This is a genomic window from Tardiphaga sp. 709, from assembly GCF_032401055.1.
Classification (GTDB): Bacteria; Pseudomonadota; Alphaproteobacteria; order Rhizobiales; family Xanthobacteraceae; genus Tardiphaga.
Window position 1 is genome coordinate 39,149 of record NZ_CP135529.1, and the last position, 16,399, is coordinate 55,547.

The 16,399-nt window shown below is 62.0% G+C and carries 13 protein-coding genes; 12 read left to right on the top strand and 1 reads right to left on the bottom strand.

Going from position 1 to position 16,399, the window contains the following annotated elements; translation table 11 throughout:
• Positions 1-3 precede the first annotated feature (3 nt).
• From RSO67_RS00230 to RSO67_RS00275, 10 genes are all read left to right on the top strand, one after another.
• The gene (locus RSO67_RS00230) at positions 4-1,509 is read left to right on the top strand and encodes an NADH-quinone oxidoreductase subunit M (RefSeq protein WP_410001794.1); all 1,506 of its coding nucleotides are present in this window, start codon (positions 4-6) and stop codon (positions 1,507-1,509) included.
• 25 nt (positions 1,510-1,534) lie between these two features.
• Entirely contained in the window at positions 1,535-2,971 is a 1,437-nt protein-coding gene (gene nuoN, locus RSO67_RS00235; protein WP_315841855.1) for an NADH-quinone oxidoreductase subunit NuoN, read from the top strand.
• A complete protein-coding gene (locus RSO67_RS00240; RefSeq protein WP_315841856.1) occupies positions 2,972-3,790 on the top strand; it encodes a biotin--[acetyl-CoA-carboxylase] ligase in 819 nt (272 codons plus the stop codon).
• On the top strand, positions 3,787-5,451 hold the full coding sequence (locus tag RSO67_RS00245) for a ribonuclease J (RefSeq protein ID WP_089264553.1): 1,665 nt from the start codon (positions 3,787-3,789) through the stop codon (positions 5,449-5,451). Before RSO67_RS00240 ends, RSO67_RS00245 begins: the two co-directional genes overlap by 4 nt.
• A gap of 31 nt (positions 5,452-5,482) precedes the next feature.
• Entirely contained in the window at positions 5,483-5,887 is a 405-nt protein-coding gene (gene mce, locus RSO67_RS00250) for a methylmalonyl-CoA epimerase (RefSeq protein WP_315841857.1), read from the top strand.
• 7 nt (positions 5,888-5,894) lie between these two features.
• The gene (locus RSO67_RS00255; RefSeq protein WP_315841858.1) at positions 5,895-6,170 is read left to right on the top strand and encodes a DUF1467 family protein; all 276 of its coding nucleotides are present in this window, start codon (positions 5,895-5,897) and stop codon (positions 6,168-6,170) included.
• A gap of 56 nt (positions 6,171-6,226) precedes the next feature.
• Entirely contained in the window at positions 6,227-6,607 is a 381-nt protein-coding gene (locus tag RSO67_RS00260) for a hypothetical protein (RefSeq protein WP_315841859.1), read from the top strand.
• 570 nt (positions 6,608-7,177) lie between these two features.
• Positions 7,178-8,497, top strand: coding sequence for a proline--tRNA ligase (gene proS / locus RSO67_RS00265; RefSeq protein WP_315841860.1), 1,320 nt, complete (start codon positions 7,178-7,180; stop codon positions 8,495-8,497).
• Positions 8,498-8,573: 76 nt separating this feature from the next.
• Positions 8,574-9,854 carry a lipoprotein-releasing ABC transporter permease subunit gene (locus RSO67_RS00270; RefSeq protein ID WP_315841861.1) on the top strand — a complete coding sequence of 427 codons (1,281 nt, stop codon included), beginning with the start codon at positions 8,574-8,576 and terminating at the stop codon, positions 9,852-9,854.
• A 9-nt stretch (positions 9,855-9,863) separates the two neighbouring features.
• Positions 9,864-10,562 carry an ABC transporter ATP-binding protein gene (locus tag RSO67_RS00275; protein WP_068730961.1) on the top strand — a complete coding sequence of 233 codons (699 nt, stop codon included), beginning with the start codon at positions 9,864-9,866 and terminating at the stop codon, positions 10,560-10,562.
• Between the two features lie 59 nt (positions 10,563-10,621).
• Here the strand turns inward: RSO67_RS00275 and RSO67_RS00280 are convergent, their stop codons facing one another.
• Entirely contained in the window at positions 10,622-10,921 is a 300-nt protein-coding gene (locus RSO67_RS00280) for a DUF3551 domain-containing protein (protein WP_315841862.1), read from the bottom strand.
• A gap of 697 nt (positions 10,922-11,618) precedes the next feature.
• Here RSO67_RS00280 and dnaE point away from each other — a divergent pair.
• Together dnaE and RSO67_RS00290 are read left to right on the top strand one after the other, a co-directional pair.
• Positions 11,619-15,101, top strand: coding sequence for a DNA polymerase III subunit alpha (dnaE, locus tag RSO67_RS00285; protein WP_315841863.1), 3,483 nt, complete (start codon positions 11,619-11,621; stop codon positions 15,099-15,101).
• 201 nt (positions 15,102-15,302) lie between these two features.
• Positions 15,303-16,295 carry a 30S ribosomal protein S2 gene (locus tag RSO67_RS00290; RefSeq protein ID WP_068730869.1) on the top strand — a complete coding sequence of 331 codons (993 nt, stop codon included), beginning with the start codon at positions 15,303-15,305 and terminating at the stop codon, positions 16,293-16,295.
• The last annotated feature ends 104 nt before the right edge of the window (positions 16,296-16,399 follow it).

A 16,399-nucleotide genomic window follows, 5' to 3' on the forward strand; every position in this document is an offset into this window, starting at 1 on the left:
GTCATGACATGGCCGATTCTTTCGGTCGTCACCTTCCTGCCGATTGTCGGCGCGATCCTGATCTATCTCAGCCGCGGCGATGACGAGGCTGCGCAGGGCAATGCCCGCTGGATCGCGCTCTGGACCACGCTGATCACTTTTGCGGTCTCGCTGATCCTGGTGATGCGCTTCGATCCGTCGAACGGCGACTTCCAGTTCGTCGAAAAGGCGCCGTGGCTGGCCGCAACCATCAACTACCACATGGGTGTGGACGGCATTTCGCTGCCCTTCGTGATCCTGACCACGGCCCTGATGCCGTTCTGCATTCTGTGCAGCTGGAAGTCGGTCACCAAGCGCGTTCGCGAATACATGATCGCGTTCCTGTTCCTGGAAACGCTGATGATCGGCACCTTCTCGGCGCTGGATCTGGTGCTGTTCTATCTGTTCTTCGAAGGCGGCCTGATCCCGATGTTTCTGATCATCGGCATCTGGGGCGGCCCGCGCCGCGTCTACGCCTCGTTCAAGTTCTTCCTCTACACGTTCCTCGGCTCGGTGCTGATGCTGCTGGCCATCATGGCGCTGTACTGGAATGCGGGTACGACCGACATCCCGACGCTGATGCACACGGCCGTGCCGCGCAGCCTGCAGACATGGGCGTGGCTGGCATTCTTCGCATCCTTCGCGGTCAAGATGCCGATGTGGCCAGTGCACACCTGGCTGCCTGACGCACACGTGGAAGCGCCGACGGCGGGTTCGGTCGTGCTGGCCGCGATCATGCTGAAGATGGGCGGTTACGGCTTCCTGCGCTTCTCGCTGCCGATGTTCCCGGATGCCTCCCTCTATTTCGCGCCGATGGTCTGGACGCTCTCCGTGATCGCGATCGTCTACACGTCGCTGGTCGCGCTGATGCAGGAAGACATCAAGAAGCTGATCGCCTACTCGTCGGTCGCGCATATGGGCTATGTGACCATGGGCATCTTCGCCGGCACGACGCAGGGCGTCTCGGGCGCGGTGTTCCAGATGGTGTCGCACGGCATCGTGTCGGGCGCGCTGTTCCTCTGCGTCGGCGTCGTCTACGACCGGCTGCATACCCGTGAGATCGCGGCCTATGGCGGCCTCGTCAATCGGATGCCGATCTATGCGGCGCTGTTCATGGTGTTCACCATGGCCAATGTCGGTCTGCCCGGCACCTCCGGCTTCGTCGGTGAATTCCTGACGCTGATCGGCACCTTCAAGGTTTCGATCCCGACGGCGACATTCGCCAGCATCGGCGTGATCCTGTCGGCGGCCTATGCACTATGGCTGTACCGCAAGGTCGTGTTCGGTGAACTGACCAAGCCTGCGCTGCAGGGGATCAAGGACATCACGTTCCGGGAAGGCTTGGTGCTGGTGCCGCTGGTCATTCTCACCATTCTGTTCGGAGTCTATCCGAAGCCGGTGCTCGACATGTCGGCGGCTTCGATCCAGCTCCTCGTTAACAATTACGCTGCTGCAACGTCTGCCGTGAAGGCAGCCGCGCTGCTGCAATGACCGCAGCAGATCAGGATAACGCGCAATGACGATTACGACCGCCGGATATTCCCTGCTGCCCGTACTGCCGGAGCTGATGCTCGCGGTTGGCGCCATGGTGCTGCTGATGATCGGTGCCTTCAACGGACCGAAGATCACGGGCCTGGTCACGACGCTCGCCGTCTGTCTGCTGGTGGTGGTCGGCGCGGCTGAAATCATGCTGCCCGCCGGCAAGCATGCTACCTTCGGCGGGAGCTTCATCGTCGACGACTATGCGCGCTTCCTGAAGGTGCTGGCGATCATCGCGTCGGCTGTGACGCTGATCCTGTCGCGTGAATTTCTCGCGGACCAGTCCCGTCGCATTTTCGAATACGCCATCCTGGTGCTGCTCTCGACGCTCGGCATGATGGTGCTGATCTCGGCCGGCGACCTGATCATGCTCTATCTCGGCCTCGAACTGATGAGCCTTTCGCTCTATGTCGTCGCAGCCTCAAACCGCGACAATGCGAAGTCCACCGAAGCCGGTTTGAAGTATTTTGTGCTGGGCGCGCTGTCGTCCGGCATGCTGCTGTACGGCGCTTCCATGATCTACGGCTTCACCGGCACGGTGTCCTTCGCCGGCATCGCCGCCGAAGCCAAGACCGGCAATATCGGCCTGGTGTTCGGCCTGGTGTTTCTGCTTGCCGGCCTCTGTTTCAAGGTTTCGGCCGTGCCGTTCCACATGTGGACGCCCGATGTCTACGAGGGCGCACCGACGCCCGTCACAGCCTTCTTCGCCTCGGCCCCGAAGGTTGCGGCGCTTGCCGTGTTCACCCGCGTCACGCTGACGGCGTTCCCGGGTATTGTCGTGCAATGGCAGCAGGTCGTGGTGTTCGTGTCGCTTGCCTCGATGGTACTTGGCTCGTTCGCCGCCATCGGCCAGACCAACATCAAGCGCCTGATGGCCTATTCGTCGATCGGCCACATGGGCTTCGCGCTGGTCGGCCTTGCCGCCGGCACGCAGGAGGGTGCGCAGGGCGTGCTGGTCTATATCGCGATCTATGTCGCGATGACCCTCGGCACCTTCGCCATCATCCTGACCATGAAGCGCAATGGCCAGCCCGTTGAGACGATCAAGGATTTCGCTGGCCTGTCGCGCACCAATCCGATCATCGCCTTCTTCTTCGCGATGTTCCTGTTCTCGCTGGCAGGCGTGCCGCCGCTGGCCGGCTTCTTCGGCAAGTTCTACGTCTTCATGGCGGCCATCAAGTCGGGCCTGTTCGTACTGGCCGTGGTCGGTGTGTTGGCCAGCGTGGTGGGCGCGTTCTACTACCTGTCCATCGTGAAGCTCATGTATTTCGACGAGCCGGTCGGGAAGCTCGATCCGATGCGCGTTGAACTGCGCACGGTGCTGGCTGTGGCGGGTCTCTTCAACGTGTTGTTCTTCGTCTATCCGGCGCCTCTGGTCAGCGCGGCGGCATTCGCAGCGAAGTCGCTGTTCTAGATGGTATTTTCGCTCGGTCCCCGAGCCCTCGCGGCGGGCACGAAGCTCGCCGCATTCGACACAACCGGTTCGACCAATACGGAAGCCATGGACCGCGCGCGCGCAGGCGAGCGCGGTCCGATGTGGTTTGTCACAACGGAACAGACCGCGGGACGTGGGCGGCGGCATCGGCCGTGGGTCGCTCCCCGCGGGAACCTCGCCAGTTCGGTGCTGGAAGTTCTTGATGTGACGCCCTCAGTTGCGGCGACGCTGGGCTTCGCCGCTGGCGTCGCCGTTGAGAAGGCGCTCCGACAGATCAGCGTCGAAGCCGCGATGCGGGCGCCGCAGTCGGCCGCGAATGATTATCGGCTGAAATGGCCGAACGACGTTCTGGCAGGCGGGCACAAGCTGGTCGGAATGAATCTGGAGGCGGAGGCAGCGCCGAACGGCCAGCTTGCTGTTGTCGTCGGCATCGGCACCAATGTGGTGGCGGCCCCCGACAATATGCCTTATCCGGTTGCTTGCCTGCATGCGATAGGCGTCAGCGCCAGCGCCGAAGACCTGTTTGCGGCGCTTTCGGACACCTGGCAGGAGATGCGCGGCATCTGGGATTCCGGACGCGGGTTTGCCGAGATCCGGCGACAGTGGCTGGAACGCGCAGCAGGGATCGGTCAGCCGGTGTCCGTGGACAACGGGGTACAGACGATTTCGGGAATTTTCGACACCATTGATGAGGCCGGTTGTATGATTGTCGCGACAGCGGATCGCCGGCGAATCCCTATTACCGCCGGCGACGTTCATTTCGGATCGGCCGCGTCGACAAGGACAGCAAGCAAATGACGCGACCCAACGAATTGACCTTCGCACCGCTGGGAGGCGTCGGCCAGATTGGCATGAACCTGTCGATCTATGGCCTGGCCGGGAAGTGGCTGGCGATCGACCTCGGCGTCTATTTCGGTGACGAGGAACATCTGCCCGGCATCGACCTGGTGATGCCCGACGTGCGGTTCCTGGAAAAGGAAAAGAAGAATCTCGTTGGTCTCGTGCTCACCCACGCCCATGAGGACCATTTCGGCGCCATCATCGACCTGTGGCCGAAACTGAAATGCCCGATCTATGCGACGCAGTTCAGCGCCGCGCTGTTCGAAGCCAAATGCGCCAGCGAGCGCAATCCGCCGAAGATTCCCGTCACCGTGGTGCCGTCGGGCGGCCGCATCAATCTCGGCCCGTTCGATATCGAGTTCATTCCGGTTGCGCATTCGATTCCGGAATCCCATGCGATCGCGCTGCACACGCCGCTCGGCACCGTGCTGCATACCGGTGACTGGAAGATTGACCCGACACCGATCATCGGCCTGCCAACCGACGAAAAGCGGCTGCGCGAACTCGGTGATGCCGGCGTACTGGCCATCATCGGCGACTCCACGAATGCGGTGCGCGATGGCCGCTCACCGTCCGAAACGGAGGTTGCCGCGACGCTCACCAAACTGGTGAAGGCTGCCAAGGGCCGCGTCGCCGTTACGACCTTCGCATCGAACGTGGCGCGGTTGCGGGCCGTTGCCGAAGCGGCGCAGGCCGCGGGCCGCGAAGTGGTGCTGGTCGGCCGCGCCATGGAGCGCGTCGTGCAGGTGGCCCGCGAATGCGGCTATCTCGATGGACTGCCGGCGTTCCGCAACGCCGACTATTACGGCCATTTCCCGCCGGACAAGGTGGTGGCGCTGTGCACGGGCAGCCAGGGTGAAGCGCGCGCGGCGCTGGCGCGTATCGCCAGCGACGATCATCCGATGGTCACCCTCAACAAGGGCGATACGGTGATTTTCTCGTCGCGGACCATTCCGGGCAACGAGAAGGCGGTCGGCACCATCATCAACGGTCTTGTCACGCAGGGCATCGAGGTGATCACCGATCGCGATGCGCTGGTGCATGTGTCCGGCCATCCGCGCCGCGACGAGTTGCGCGACATGATCTCCTGGGTGCGTCCGCAATTGCTGATCCCCGTCCATGGCGAGGCGCTGCATCTTCATGAGCATGCCAAGCTCGCGCGCGCCTGCGGCGTGCCGCGGACCATGATCGTCAAGAACGGCGACCTGGTGCGCTTGGCGCCCGGCGATGCCGCCGTCATCGACGAATTGCCGTCGGGCCGCATGTTCAAGGATGGCCTCATTCTCGAGGATTCCAAGTCCCGCGCCGTAAGCGAGCGGCGCCGGCTGTCCTTTGCCGGCTGTGCGTTCGTGGCATTGGCCGTGACCATGAAGGGCGAACTGGTCGATGACCCTGCGGTCGACCTGATCGGCATTCCCGAAAAGAACCTCAAGGGCGAGGTGATGGAGGATGTCGTGTTCGACATCGTCGTCAACATCGTCGAGAACCTGCCCAAGGCGCGCAAGCGCGATCCCGATGCGATGGCGGAGTCGGTGCGACGCGCTGTCCGCTCGTCACTCGCCGATCAATGGGGCAAGAAGACGATGTGTTACGTTCACATCCTGCAGGTCGAAGACTAAAAGCAAAGAAACAAAGACTACGGAGGACACCATGCTGGGCCGGCTCAATCATGTGGCGATTGCCGTCGCCGATGCGGAGAAAGCTGCGAAGATCTACGGCACCGCCTTCGGCGCCGAGATTTCCGCGACCGTGCCGCTGCCGGAGCATGGCGTGATCACGGTGTTCGCGACGCTGCCGAATACCAAGATCGAATTCATCCAGCCGCTGGGCGCGGATTCGCCGATCGCCAAATTCGTCGAGCGCAATCCTGACGGTGGCATTCATCACATCTGTTACGAAGTGCCGGATATCATCGCGGCACGCGACAACCTGATCAAGGAAGGCGCGCGCGTGCTTGGCGACGGCCAGCCGAAGATCGGCGCCCACGGCAAGCCTGTGCTGTTCCTGCATCCCAAGGATTTCTCGGGCGCGCTCGTCGAAATCGAACAGTCCTGAGGACACGATGGCCTATACGATCTCGACGTCGCTCGCGGTCTATTTCGTCATCTGGTGGATCACGTTGTTCCTGACGCTGCCATTCGGCGTGCGCAGCCAGCATGAGGACGGCGAGGGCACCGACGGCACCGATCCCGGTGCGCCTGTGCTGGCACGGATGGGGCGCAAGCTGATCTGGACCACGGTGATTTCCGCAGTGCTGTTCGCCGCCGGCATGTATGCGTATCGCATGGACTACTTCAATATCGAGAGGCTCTCGAAGCTGATGGGCGTGCCGATCTGAGAGCAATCTATGACCTGCGGAGTCTGTCCTTTCAGGTGTCGATACGGAGCTGACGCATGAAGCGCTTTCTGCTTTTTCTGTTGCTTGGGCCGGCTGTCGGCTTTGCGGTTTTCGAGCTGCGCGAAATTGCCAGCGGCAGGATCATCGGCGGCTTTCCCGGCTTCATCATGGGATTGCCTTTCGCTTATTGGTTTGGCCTCATCCCGTCCTTGATCATGTGGCTTGAGGACTGGTTCCTCGAAGACAAGATGCGGCTGTGGCCGAAGGTGCTGACTTCGGCGTTGACTGGCTACGTCGTGAGTATCGGGATGATGTTGATCTGGACGTCGGTGTCGATTCCGCTGCGCCAGATTCTTACATTCGGGATCGTCGGCGCGGTACAGGGCCTGGTCTGTTCGTGGCTGTCGGGTATCAAGCCGAAGGGTGGTGCGCTGTAATACGCAGCGCGTTGCATCTCCGAAAAAAGGCCGGCATTGATGCCGGCCTTTTTTTTCGTCTCGGACGATATGAAGCGTCGCTGTCGTTGTCGGGAATCTGCCGAAAAAAAGAGCAGGGCCGCAGCCCTGCTCGGAAAATTGTGTCGACCCTATTACCCCAAACTTTGGATTTTATCCTTGCTTAGCGGGTTGACGCTGCTTGAGCGCGTCAGGGCTCCTCCCGAGACTTGGACCACCAGACTCTGTCCTTACGAACCGCCTGAGCTATGAGTCGTAGCTCAACTTTTTTTGTTTGTCACCAATTTCGGCAATGTGTGTTCAAAATTTAGGCCAAGGGTAGAAACGCAGCCTTTGACGCTATTTCCGGTCACGCTGGGGTCCTCGGGCCGACATCGGAAATGGCGATATTTGACCGCCTGGGAAGCAATTCGCCAGGCGAACGGAATTAAGCCCCGATTGCCGGCTTCAAGTCGCGCAGTATCCGGCAACGGGCCGGTTGCCCTTGTATTTTGGCGGCCGATCCGGTTTCACTCGCGTTCTCCCGTGTCCCTCCGATTCCCAGGCCTAACCATGCGATTGTCGCGCTATTTTCTGCCCATTCTCAAGGAAACGCCGAAGGAAGCCGAGATCGTCTCGCACCGGCTGATGCTGCGCGCAGGCATGATCCGTCAGGAGGCCGCCGGCATCTATGCCTGGTTGCCGCTGGGCCTGCGGGTGCTGAAGAAGATCGAGCAGATCGTCCGCGAGGAGCAGAACCGGGCGGGCGCCATCGAGCTCCTGATGCCGACGCTTCAGCTGGCCGATCTCTGGCGCGAAAGTGGGCGCTACGACGCCTATGGTCCGGAGATGCTGCGCATCGTGGACCGCCATAAGCGGGAGCTTCTCTACGGGCCGACCAACGAGGAGATGATCACCGAGATCTTCCGCGGCTACGTGAAGTCCTACAAGAGCCTGCCGCTGAACCTGTACCACATCCAGTGGAAATTCCGCGACGAGCAGCGTCCGCGTTTCGGCGTGATGCGCGGCCGCGAATTCCTGATGAAGGATGGCTATTCATTCGACATCGATGAGGCTGCGGCGAAACATTCCTACAATCAGATGTTCGTCGCTTACTTGCGCACCTTCGCCCGCATGGGCCTCAAAGCGATCCCGATGCGCGCCGAGACCGGACCGATCGGCGGCGATCACTCCCACGAATTCATCGTGCTCGCCGAGACCGGCGAGTCCGGCGTGTTCTGCGACAAGAACGTGCTCGATCTGCCGATCCCGCCGGCCGATGTCGATTATAGCGGTGATCTCACGGGCATCATCAATCAGTGGACCTCGATCTATGCGGCCACCGAAGACGTTCACGACGCCGCGCGGTTCGAGAGCGAAGTGCCCGCCGAGCGGAGGCTCAACACCCGCGGTATCGAAGTCGGCCAGATCTTCTATTTCGGCACCAAATATTCCGACGCGATGAAGGCGACCGTCGCCGGCGCCGATGGCGCGGAGACGCCGATCCATGGTGGCTCCTACGGCGTCGGCGTATCGCGGCTCCTGGGCGCGATCATTGAGGCCTGCCACGACGAGAACGGCATCAAGTGGCCCGAGGAAGTGGCGCCGTTCCGCGCCGCCATCCTCAACCTGAAGCAGGGTTCGGCCGATACGGATGCGGCCTGCGAGGCGCTCTACAAGGAGCTCTCGGCCAAGGGCGTCGATGTGCTCTATGACGACACCGACCAGCGCGCCGGCGGCAAGTTTGCCACCGCTGACCTGATCGGTGTGCCCTGGCAGATCCTCGTCGGCCCGAAGGGGCTGGCCGAAGGCAAGGTCGAGCTGAAGCGGCGCGATGACGGTTCGCGTGAGAATATCAGTGCCGCCGAGGTCGTCGCAAAGCTGACGTCCTGACGACTTATCCACTGTGTGGTCGCCGCATCACTCACGATGCGGCTAGAATAAGCCCGATTCGTATGGGAGTCGGGCGATGGATGATGCCATGAGCGAGCCAGTTCGAACCCCACCCTTCGCCGCCTTCGAATGGCTGCTGTCCGGACGCTATCTCCGCGCGCGCCGTAAAGAGGGATTCATCTCCGTCATTGCCGGCTTCTCGTTCCTCGGCATCATGCTCGGCGTCGCCACGCTGATCATTGTGATGGCCGTGATGAACGGCTTCCGCAAGGAGCTGCTCGACAAGATCCTGGGTCTCAACGGGCATCTGCTGGTGCAGCCGCTGGAAAGTCCTCTGACCGACTGGAAGGATGTCGCCGACCGTATCAGCGGCGTGAATGGCATTCGTCTCGCGGCGCCGGTCGTGGATGGCCAGGGACTGGGATCATCCGCGTTTGGGGCTGCGGGCATTTTTATCCGCGGTATCCGCTCTGGCGACCTCAATAACCTGACGTCGATCGCCAAGAACATCAAGCAGGGCACGCTCGAAGGCTTCGATGACGGGCAGGGTGTGGCGATCGGTCGGCGGCTGGCAGATCAGCTCTCGATCCATGCCGGCGACATGATCACGTTGATCTCGCCGAAGGGGGCGGTGACCCCGATGGGCACAACGCCGCGCATCAAGCCCTACAAGGTCGCTGCTGTCTTCGAGATCGGCATGTCCGAATATGACTCGACCTTCGTCTTCATGCCATTGGCCGAGGCGCAGACTTACTTCAATCGCCCTTCTGACGTGACCTCGATCGAGGTCTACACCAACAATCCCGACAGGATCGACGAGTATCGCAAGCTCGTGACCGAGGCGGCCGGGCGGCCGATCTTCATCGTCGATTGGCGGCAGCGCAACTCGACCTTCTTCAATGCGCTGCAGGTCGAGCGCAACGTCATGTTCCTGATCCTGACGCTGATCGTGCTCGTGGCGGCGCTGAACATTGTCTCCGGCCTGATCATGCTGGTGAAGGACAAGGGCAGCGACATCGCGATCCTGCGCACCATGGGCGCCTCCCAAGGCTCGATCATGCGGGTGTTCCTGATCACGGGTGCTGCGATCGGCGTGGTCGGCACGCTGGTCGGCTTCTTCGTTGGACTACTGGTCTGTTTCAATATCGAGACGATCCGGCAATTCATCTCGTGGATGACATCCACGGAGCTGTTCTCGCCGGAACTGTATTTCCTGTCCAAGCTGCCGGCCGAGGTCGACATCGGCGAAACCAGCGCGGTGGTCATCATGGCGCTGACGCTGTCGTTCCTGGCGACCCTCTATCCGTCGTGGCGCGCCGCGCGCCTCGATCCCGTCGATGCGCTAAGATACGAGTGAGTAACTGATATGGCGCAAGGGGCAGATGATGTACCGGTGGTCTATCTCCACGACATCAAGCGGCAATACACCCAGGGCGAAAGCGTTCTGACCATTCTCGACAATGCCAAGCTGGCATTGTGGGCGGGGCAGTCGGTCGCGCTGGTGGCGCCGTCCGGCTCGGGCAAGTCGACGCTGCTGCATATTGCCGGCCTGCTCGAGAGCCCGGACGACGGCGAGGTCTATGTCGGCGGCACCGCGACCTCGGGCCTGTCGGACACCGAGCGCACCCAGATACGTCGCACAGATATCGGTTTCGTCTACCAGTCACATCGGCTGCTGCCGGAATTCACCGCGCTGGAAAACGTCATGCTGCCGCAGATGATCCGCGGCTTGAAGCGCTCCGAGACGGTCGCCCGCGCCAAGGAAATCCTGGCCTATCTGGGTCTGGCCGAACGCATCACACATCGCCCCGCGGAGCTGTCGGGCGGCGAGCAGCAGCGCGTTGCGATTGCCCGCGCGGTAGCCAATGCACCGCGCGTGCTATTTGCGGATGAGCCGACGGGAAATCTCGATCCGCATACCGCGGATCACGTCTTCAAGGCGCTGATGCAGCTGGTGAAGGCGACCAAGGTGGCGATGCTGATCGCGACCCACAACATGGAACTGGCCGGCCGCATGGACCGGCGGGTGTCGCTTGAAAACGGCAAGGTCGTCGAACTCGATTGACCCCGCCACTCGTTTCATTTGAGAGAGAAAAAGCGAGGCGCCGCGGACGGCGCCATCGCTCAGTAGCTGCTCTTACGCTTGCGCTTCACGCGCGGCTGCTGCGGCGCGTAGGTCTGCGCATAGGCGTAAGCCGGATTGGCAAAGCAGGTCAGGCCGATGCCCGATGCCGTTGCTGCGCACTGCGCATAGGTGCGGTAGCTGCAGTCATCGTCGTCATAGAGCGAGCGCATGCAGAACGGGTAGCCGCTCGGGGTGTAGAAGGAGAACGGGCCGGGATCGACGGGCTGGGCCGCGGCGGGCGTGACGGTAAGGGCCGAAACGGCGCCGAGGGCGACCAGAGCAAGCAGGGCTGCGCGCATCGAATTCTCCTGCCGACTCAGATGGCCGGCTGCATGTGATCTCTGACCGGCACAAAGCCGGTCCGAGAGGTATTCGTCAACTCACAAAGCCGGATTCCGCTCCGCATCTGGCGCCGGAAACATGCCGTAACAGGGCTTGTTCGGCACATGCGAGGCAATACGGCGCAGATGATTCCCGGCGAGGGAGAGAGTCGGTTGACTGGGCGCAAAGCGTGCCGGCTCGCGGTCTTAACCATTCGGAATATGAGGCGCGACACGTCCGGATCGGCTGCTTGACTCCAGGAACAGAATGAGAACAATGTTCTTCATATGTTCCAGATAGTCACGGAGGCCACCATGTTGAAGACCTTTGTTGAAGAAGCCGCTGCACTGGCATCGATCGTTCTGTTCGTGGGCATGATTGCGGTCTGGGCGCAACTGATCCCCCAGCTCTGATCCTGCTCCGGGACGCCGGCTGCGAAGCTGGCGCCGGAACACCGGGGAAGCGCTCGCCGGAGGATATGGGAACGCTCCCGGAGAATGACGAGCATTCCCTAGGGAATGCGGGGACGCTTCCGGGCCCGAGGGGGTTTCACATGGACTTGGCCGGGGGCAGGCATCACCATGGGGCAGCGAGTCGGCCTGAACAGGCTGCCGCGATCCCCAGTGTCGATGACTGCCCAGATCGGGCGCTGCAAAGTCCGGATTGTCCCACGTCATGAGTCAGAAGCCCGCCGCCGCGTCGAATGCCGGATTTGTCCATCTCCACGTGCATTCGGCCTATTCGCTGCTGAAGGGCTCGATCAAGATCCAGAAGCTGGCGGAACTGGCCAAGGCCGACCATCAACCGGCGCTGGCGCTGACCGACAGCGACAACATGTTTGGCGCGCTGGAATTCTCCGAAAAGCTGGTGGGCTATGGCATCCAGCCGATTACCGGCTGCGAGGTCGCGATCGATTTCGGCGACCAGGATCCCAACGCCCGTAATGCGCTGAATGCCGTGATGCCGCGCATTGTGCTGCTGGCTGCCAAGGAGCGCGGCTATCAGAGCCTGATGAAACTCAACTCGCGCGCGTTTCTGGAAACCCCGGTCAATCATGCGCCCCATATCAAGCTGGAATGGCTTCTGGAGGAGACGGAAGACCTGATCGCGTTGAGCGGCGGTCCTGACGGTCCGATCAATCAGGCGCTGCTTGCCGATCAATCCGCGCTTGCCGCTGCGCGCTGCGACCGGCTTGGGTCGCTATTCGGCGATCGGCTCTATATCGAACTGCAGCGTCATGGCGCCGAGAAGGAGCGCCGCGCCGAAGCCGGTTTGATCGACCTGGCTTACGCCAAGGGCCTGCCGCTGGTGGCCACGAACGAGCCGTATTTTGCTGCCGCGGATGACTATGAGGCCCATGATGCGCTGCTATGTATCGCCGGTGGCAGGATCATTGCCGAGACGGACCGCGAGCAGCTTACCACCGATCATCGCTTCAAGACCCGCGCCGAAATGGCCGTGCTGTTTGCCGACATTCCCGAGGCATTGGCGTCAACCGTCGAAATCGCCGAGCGCTGCTCGTTCCGGCCAAAGACGCGCAAGCCGATCCTGCCGCGCTTCACGGTGGGCGCCGGCAGTAACGCGGAAGGCGCGGCCCAGGAGGAATCCGACGAGTTGCGCCGTCAGGCCGAGGAGGGGCTGCGCAAGCGTCTCGAGATCCACGGCGTGTCACAGGGCAAGAGCGAGGAGGAATACCACGCCCGGCTCGACTTCGAACTGAACGTCATCTCCCGCATGAACTATGCGGGTTACTTCCTGATCGTGTCGGACTTCATCAAATGGGCGAAGGCGCAGGGCATTCCGGTGGGGCCGGGCCGCGGTTCGGGCGCTGGCTCGCTGGTCGCCTGGGTGCTGACCATCACCGATCTCGATCCCTTGCAGTTCAACCTTCTGTTCGAACGCTTCCTCAATCCGGAGCGCGTATCGATGCCGGACTTCGACATCGACTTCTGCCAGGACCGCCGCGGCGAGGTGATCTCCTATGTGCAGCAGCGTTACGGTCGCGATCAGGTCGCGCAGATCATCACCTTCGGTACGCTGCAGGCGCGCGGCGTGTTGCGCGACGTCGGCCGTGTGCTGCAGATGCCCTATGGCCAGGTCGACAAGCTGACCAAGCTGGTGCCGCAAAATCCCGCCGCACCGGTGACACTTGCAGCCGCGATCGAGGGCGAGCCGAAACTCCAGGCGCTCCGCGACGAGGATCCGATCGTCGCCAAAGCCTTCGATATTGCGCAGCGTCTCGAGGGCCTGACACGCCACGCTTCGACCCACGCAGCAGGCATCGTGATCGGCGACCGGCCGCTGTCGCAACTCGTGCCGATGTATCGCGATCCGAAATCGGACATGCCGGTCACCCAGTTCAACATGAAATGGGTTGAGCCAGCAGGTCTCGTGAAGTTCGACTTCCTCGGCCTGAAGACGCTGACGGTGCTCGATGTCGCCGTGAAGCTGCTCAAGCAGCGCAATATTGACGTCAATCTTGCGACCACGCCGATTACCGATCCCAAGAGCTACGAAATGCTGGCGCGCGGTGAAGTGGTCGGCGTGTTCCAGGTGGAAAGCCAGGGCATGCGGCGCGCGCTTGTGGACATGCGCCCCGACCGTTTCGAGGACATCATCGCGCTCGTCGCGTTGTATCGTCCGGGCCCGATGGCGAACATCCCGACCTATTGCGCGCGCAAGCATGGCGATGAAGAGCCGGAATATCTGCATCCGATCATCGAGCCGATCCTGAAGGAAACCTTCGGCGTCATCATCTATCAGGAACAGGTGATGCAGATCGCGCAGGTCATGGCCGGCTATTCGCTCGGTGACGCCGACCTGCTGCGCCGCGCGATGGGTAAGAAGATCCGCGCCGAAATGGAAAAGCAGCGCGAGATCTTCGTCGCCGGCTCCGTCAAGAATGGTGTGCCGAAGGGGCAGGCCGATACGATCTTCGATCTGCTGGCAAAATTCGCCGACTATGGCTTCAACAAGAGCCACGCGGCGGCCTATGCGCTGGTGTCGTATCACACCGCCTATATGAAGGCGCATTATCCGGTGGAGTTCATTGCGGCGTCGATGACGCTCGACATGGGCAACACCGACAAGCTGTCGGAATTTCGCGCCGAGGCGCAGCGGCTCGGTATCAAGGTCGAGGCGCCGAACATCAATCGTTCGGGCGTCACCTTCGAGGTCAGCGACAACACGATCTATTATGCGCTGGCCGCGTTGAAAGGCGTCGGCGCTGGCGCCGTCGAGCTGATCGTCGCCGAGCGCAACAAGAATGGTTTGTTCACGTCGCTTGCCGACTTTGCGTCGCGCGTGAGCCCACGCGCGGTCAACAAGCGCATCATCGAAACACTCGCTGCGGCCGGCGCCTTCGATACGCTCGATCCACATCGTGCCCGCGTGCATGGCGGCGCGGATGCTATTTTGGCCGCCTGCCAGAGTGCCCACGTGGATACGACAATCGGTCAGGGAAACATGTTTGGCGGCGCGGCCGATGCGCCGACCATCATGCTGCCGCAGATCGACAACTGGCTGGCGGCGGAGAAGCTGCGCAAGGAATACGACGCTATTGGCTTCTTCCTGTCCGGCCATCCGCTCGATGACTATGCGACCGCCCTGAAGCGACTGCGGGTGCAGAGCTGGGCCGAGTTCTGCCGCGCGGTCAAAACCGGCGCTACGGCGGGCAGGGTGGCGGCTACCGTCGTGTCCCGCATGGAGCGGAGGACCAAAACCGGCAACAAGATGGGCATCATGGGCCTGTCCGACCCGACCGGCCATTTCGAGGCGGTGCTGTTCTCCGAAGGGCTTGCCCAATACCGCGACGTGCTGGAACCGGGTACCGCGGTGCTGCTGCAACTCGGCGCCGAACTCCAGGGCGAGGACGTTCGGGCCCGGGTTCTCCACGCGGAGCCTTTGGATGCCGCCGCCGCCAAGACCCAGAAGGGGCTCAGGGTGACCATGAAGGACACCAAGGCACTGGATTCGCTGGTAAAACGCCTCCAACCGCAGCCGAGCAATGCCGCCGGCGGAGGCGACGTTTCGCTGATCCTGCGCCTCGACCTGCAAACCGAGGTCGAATTCAAGCTCGAAGGCCGGTTCCAGGTGTCCCCGCAGATCGCCGGCGCCATCAAGGCGGTTTCCGGGGTGGAAATGGTCGAAACGCTTTGAGCTGGCGACCCGCGCGGTAAACCGGCCGAAGCCACCGGATTTCCTTGCTTATCCCGGGAATCCGGCTATATACCGCGCCATCTCACACGGAAGCATGGCTTAATCGCCGTCCGGTGGCATCCGGGCTGCACGGCAGAATCCTCTGCCCGAATGCTCGTTTGCTCACACGCTTCCGGAGGAAACAACCGGAGAATTGATACTATGGCACTACCCGAATTTTCTATGCGTCAACTGCTCGAAGCTGGCGTCCACTTTGGTCACCAGTCGCACCGCTGGAATCCGAAGATGGCGAATTACATCTTCGGCGCACGCAACAACATCCACATCATCGACCTCGCGCAGACCGTGCCGTTGCTGCACACCGCGCTGAAGGCTGTCAGCGACACCGTCGCCAAGGGCGGCCGCATCCTGTTCGTCGGCACCAAGCGCCAGGCGCAAGACGTCGTTGCCGAAGCTGCGAAGCGCTCGGCGATGTACTTCGTCAATTCGCGCTGGCTCGGTGGCACCCTGACCAACTGGAAGACCATCTCCGGTTCGATCAAGCGTCTGCGTCACCTGGACGAAGTGCTGAACTCCGGCGATGCGTCGGCCTACACCAAGAAGGAACGTCTGACGCTGCAGCGCGAGCGCGACAAGCTCGATCGCTCGCTGGGCGGCATCAAGGACATGGGCGGTCTGCCCGACCTGATCTTCGTGATCGACACCAACAAGGAAGACATCGCGATCCAGGAAGCCCAGCGTCTGGGTATCCCTGTCGCGGCGATCGTCGACACCAACTCGGATCCGAAGGGCATCACCTATGTGGTCCCGGGCAACGACGACGCCGGCCGTGCGCTCTCGCTGTATTGCGACCTGATCGCACGCGCTGTCATCGACGGCATCTCGCGCGCCCAGGGCGACTCGGGCTTCGATATCGGTGCATCGGCTGCCCCGGTGGCTGAGGCCATCCCGGCTCCGGAAGCGGGCTTTCAGGGCCTGGCCGGTCCGCGCGGCACTGCCGACGATCTCAAGAAGCTCACCGGCGTGTCCGGTGCGATCGAGAAGAAGTTCAACGACCTCGGCATCTTCCACTACTGGCAGCTGGCCGAACTCGATCACGACACCGCCCACAAGATTGGCGAAGAAGTTGGTCTTCCGGCCCGTGCCGACGGCTGGGTCGCCCAGGCCAAGGGTCTGACGGCGGAAGCCGAGTAACGCGCAGGCGTGATCCCGGAACCGGTGTCCCGGTTCCGGACAAAATCATGCCGATGCGACAGCCAAGAAACTATTGTGCGGCCGTCATCCCGGCCGCACTTTCC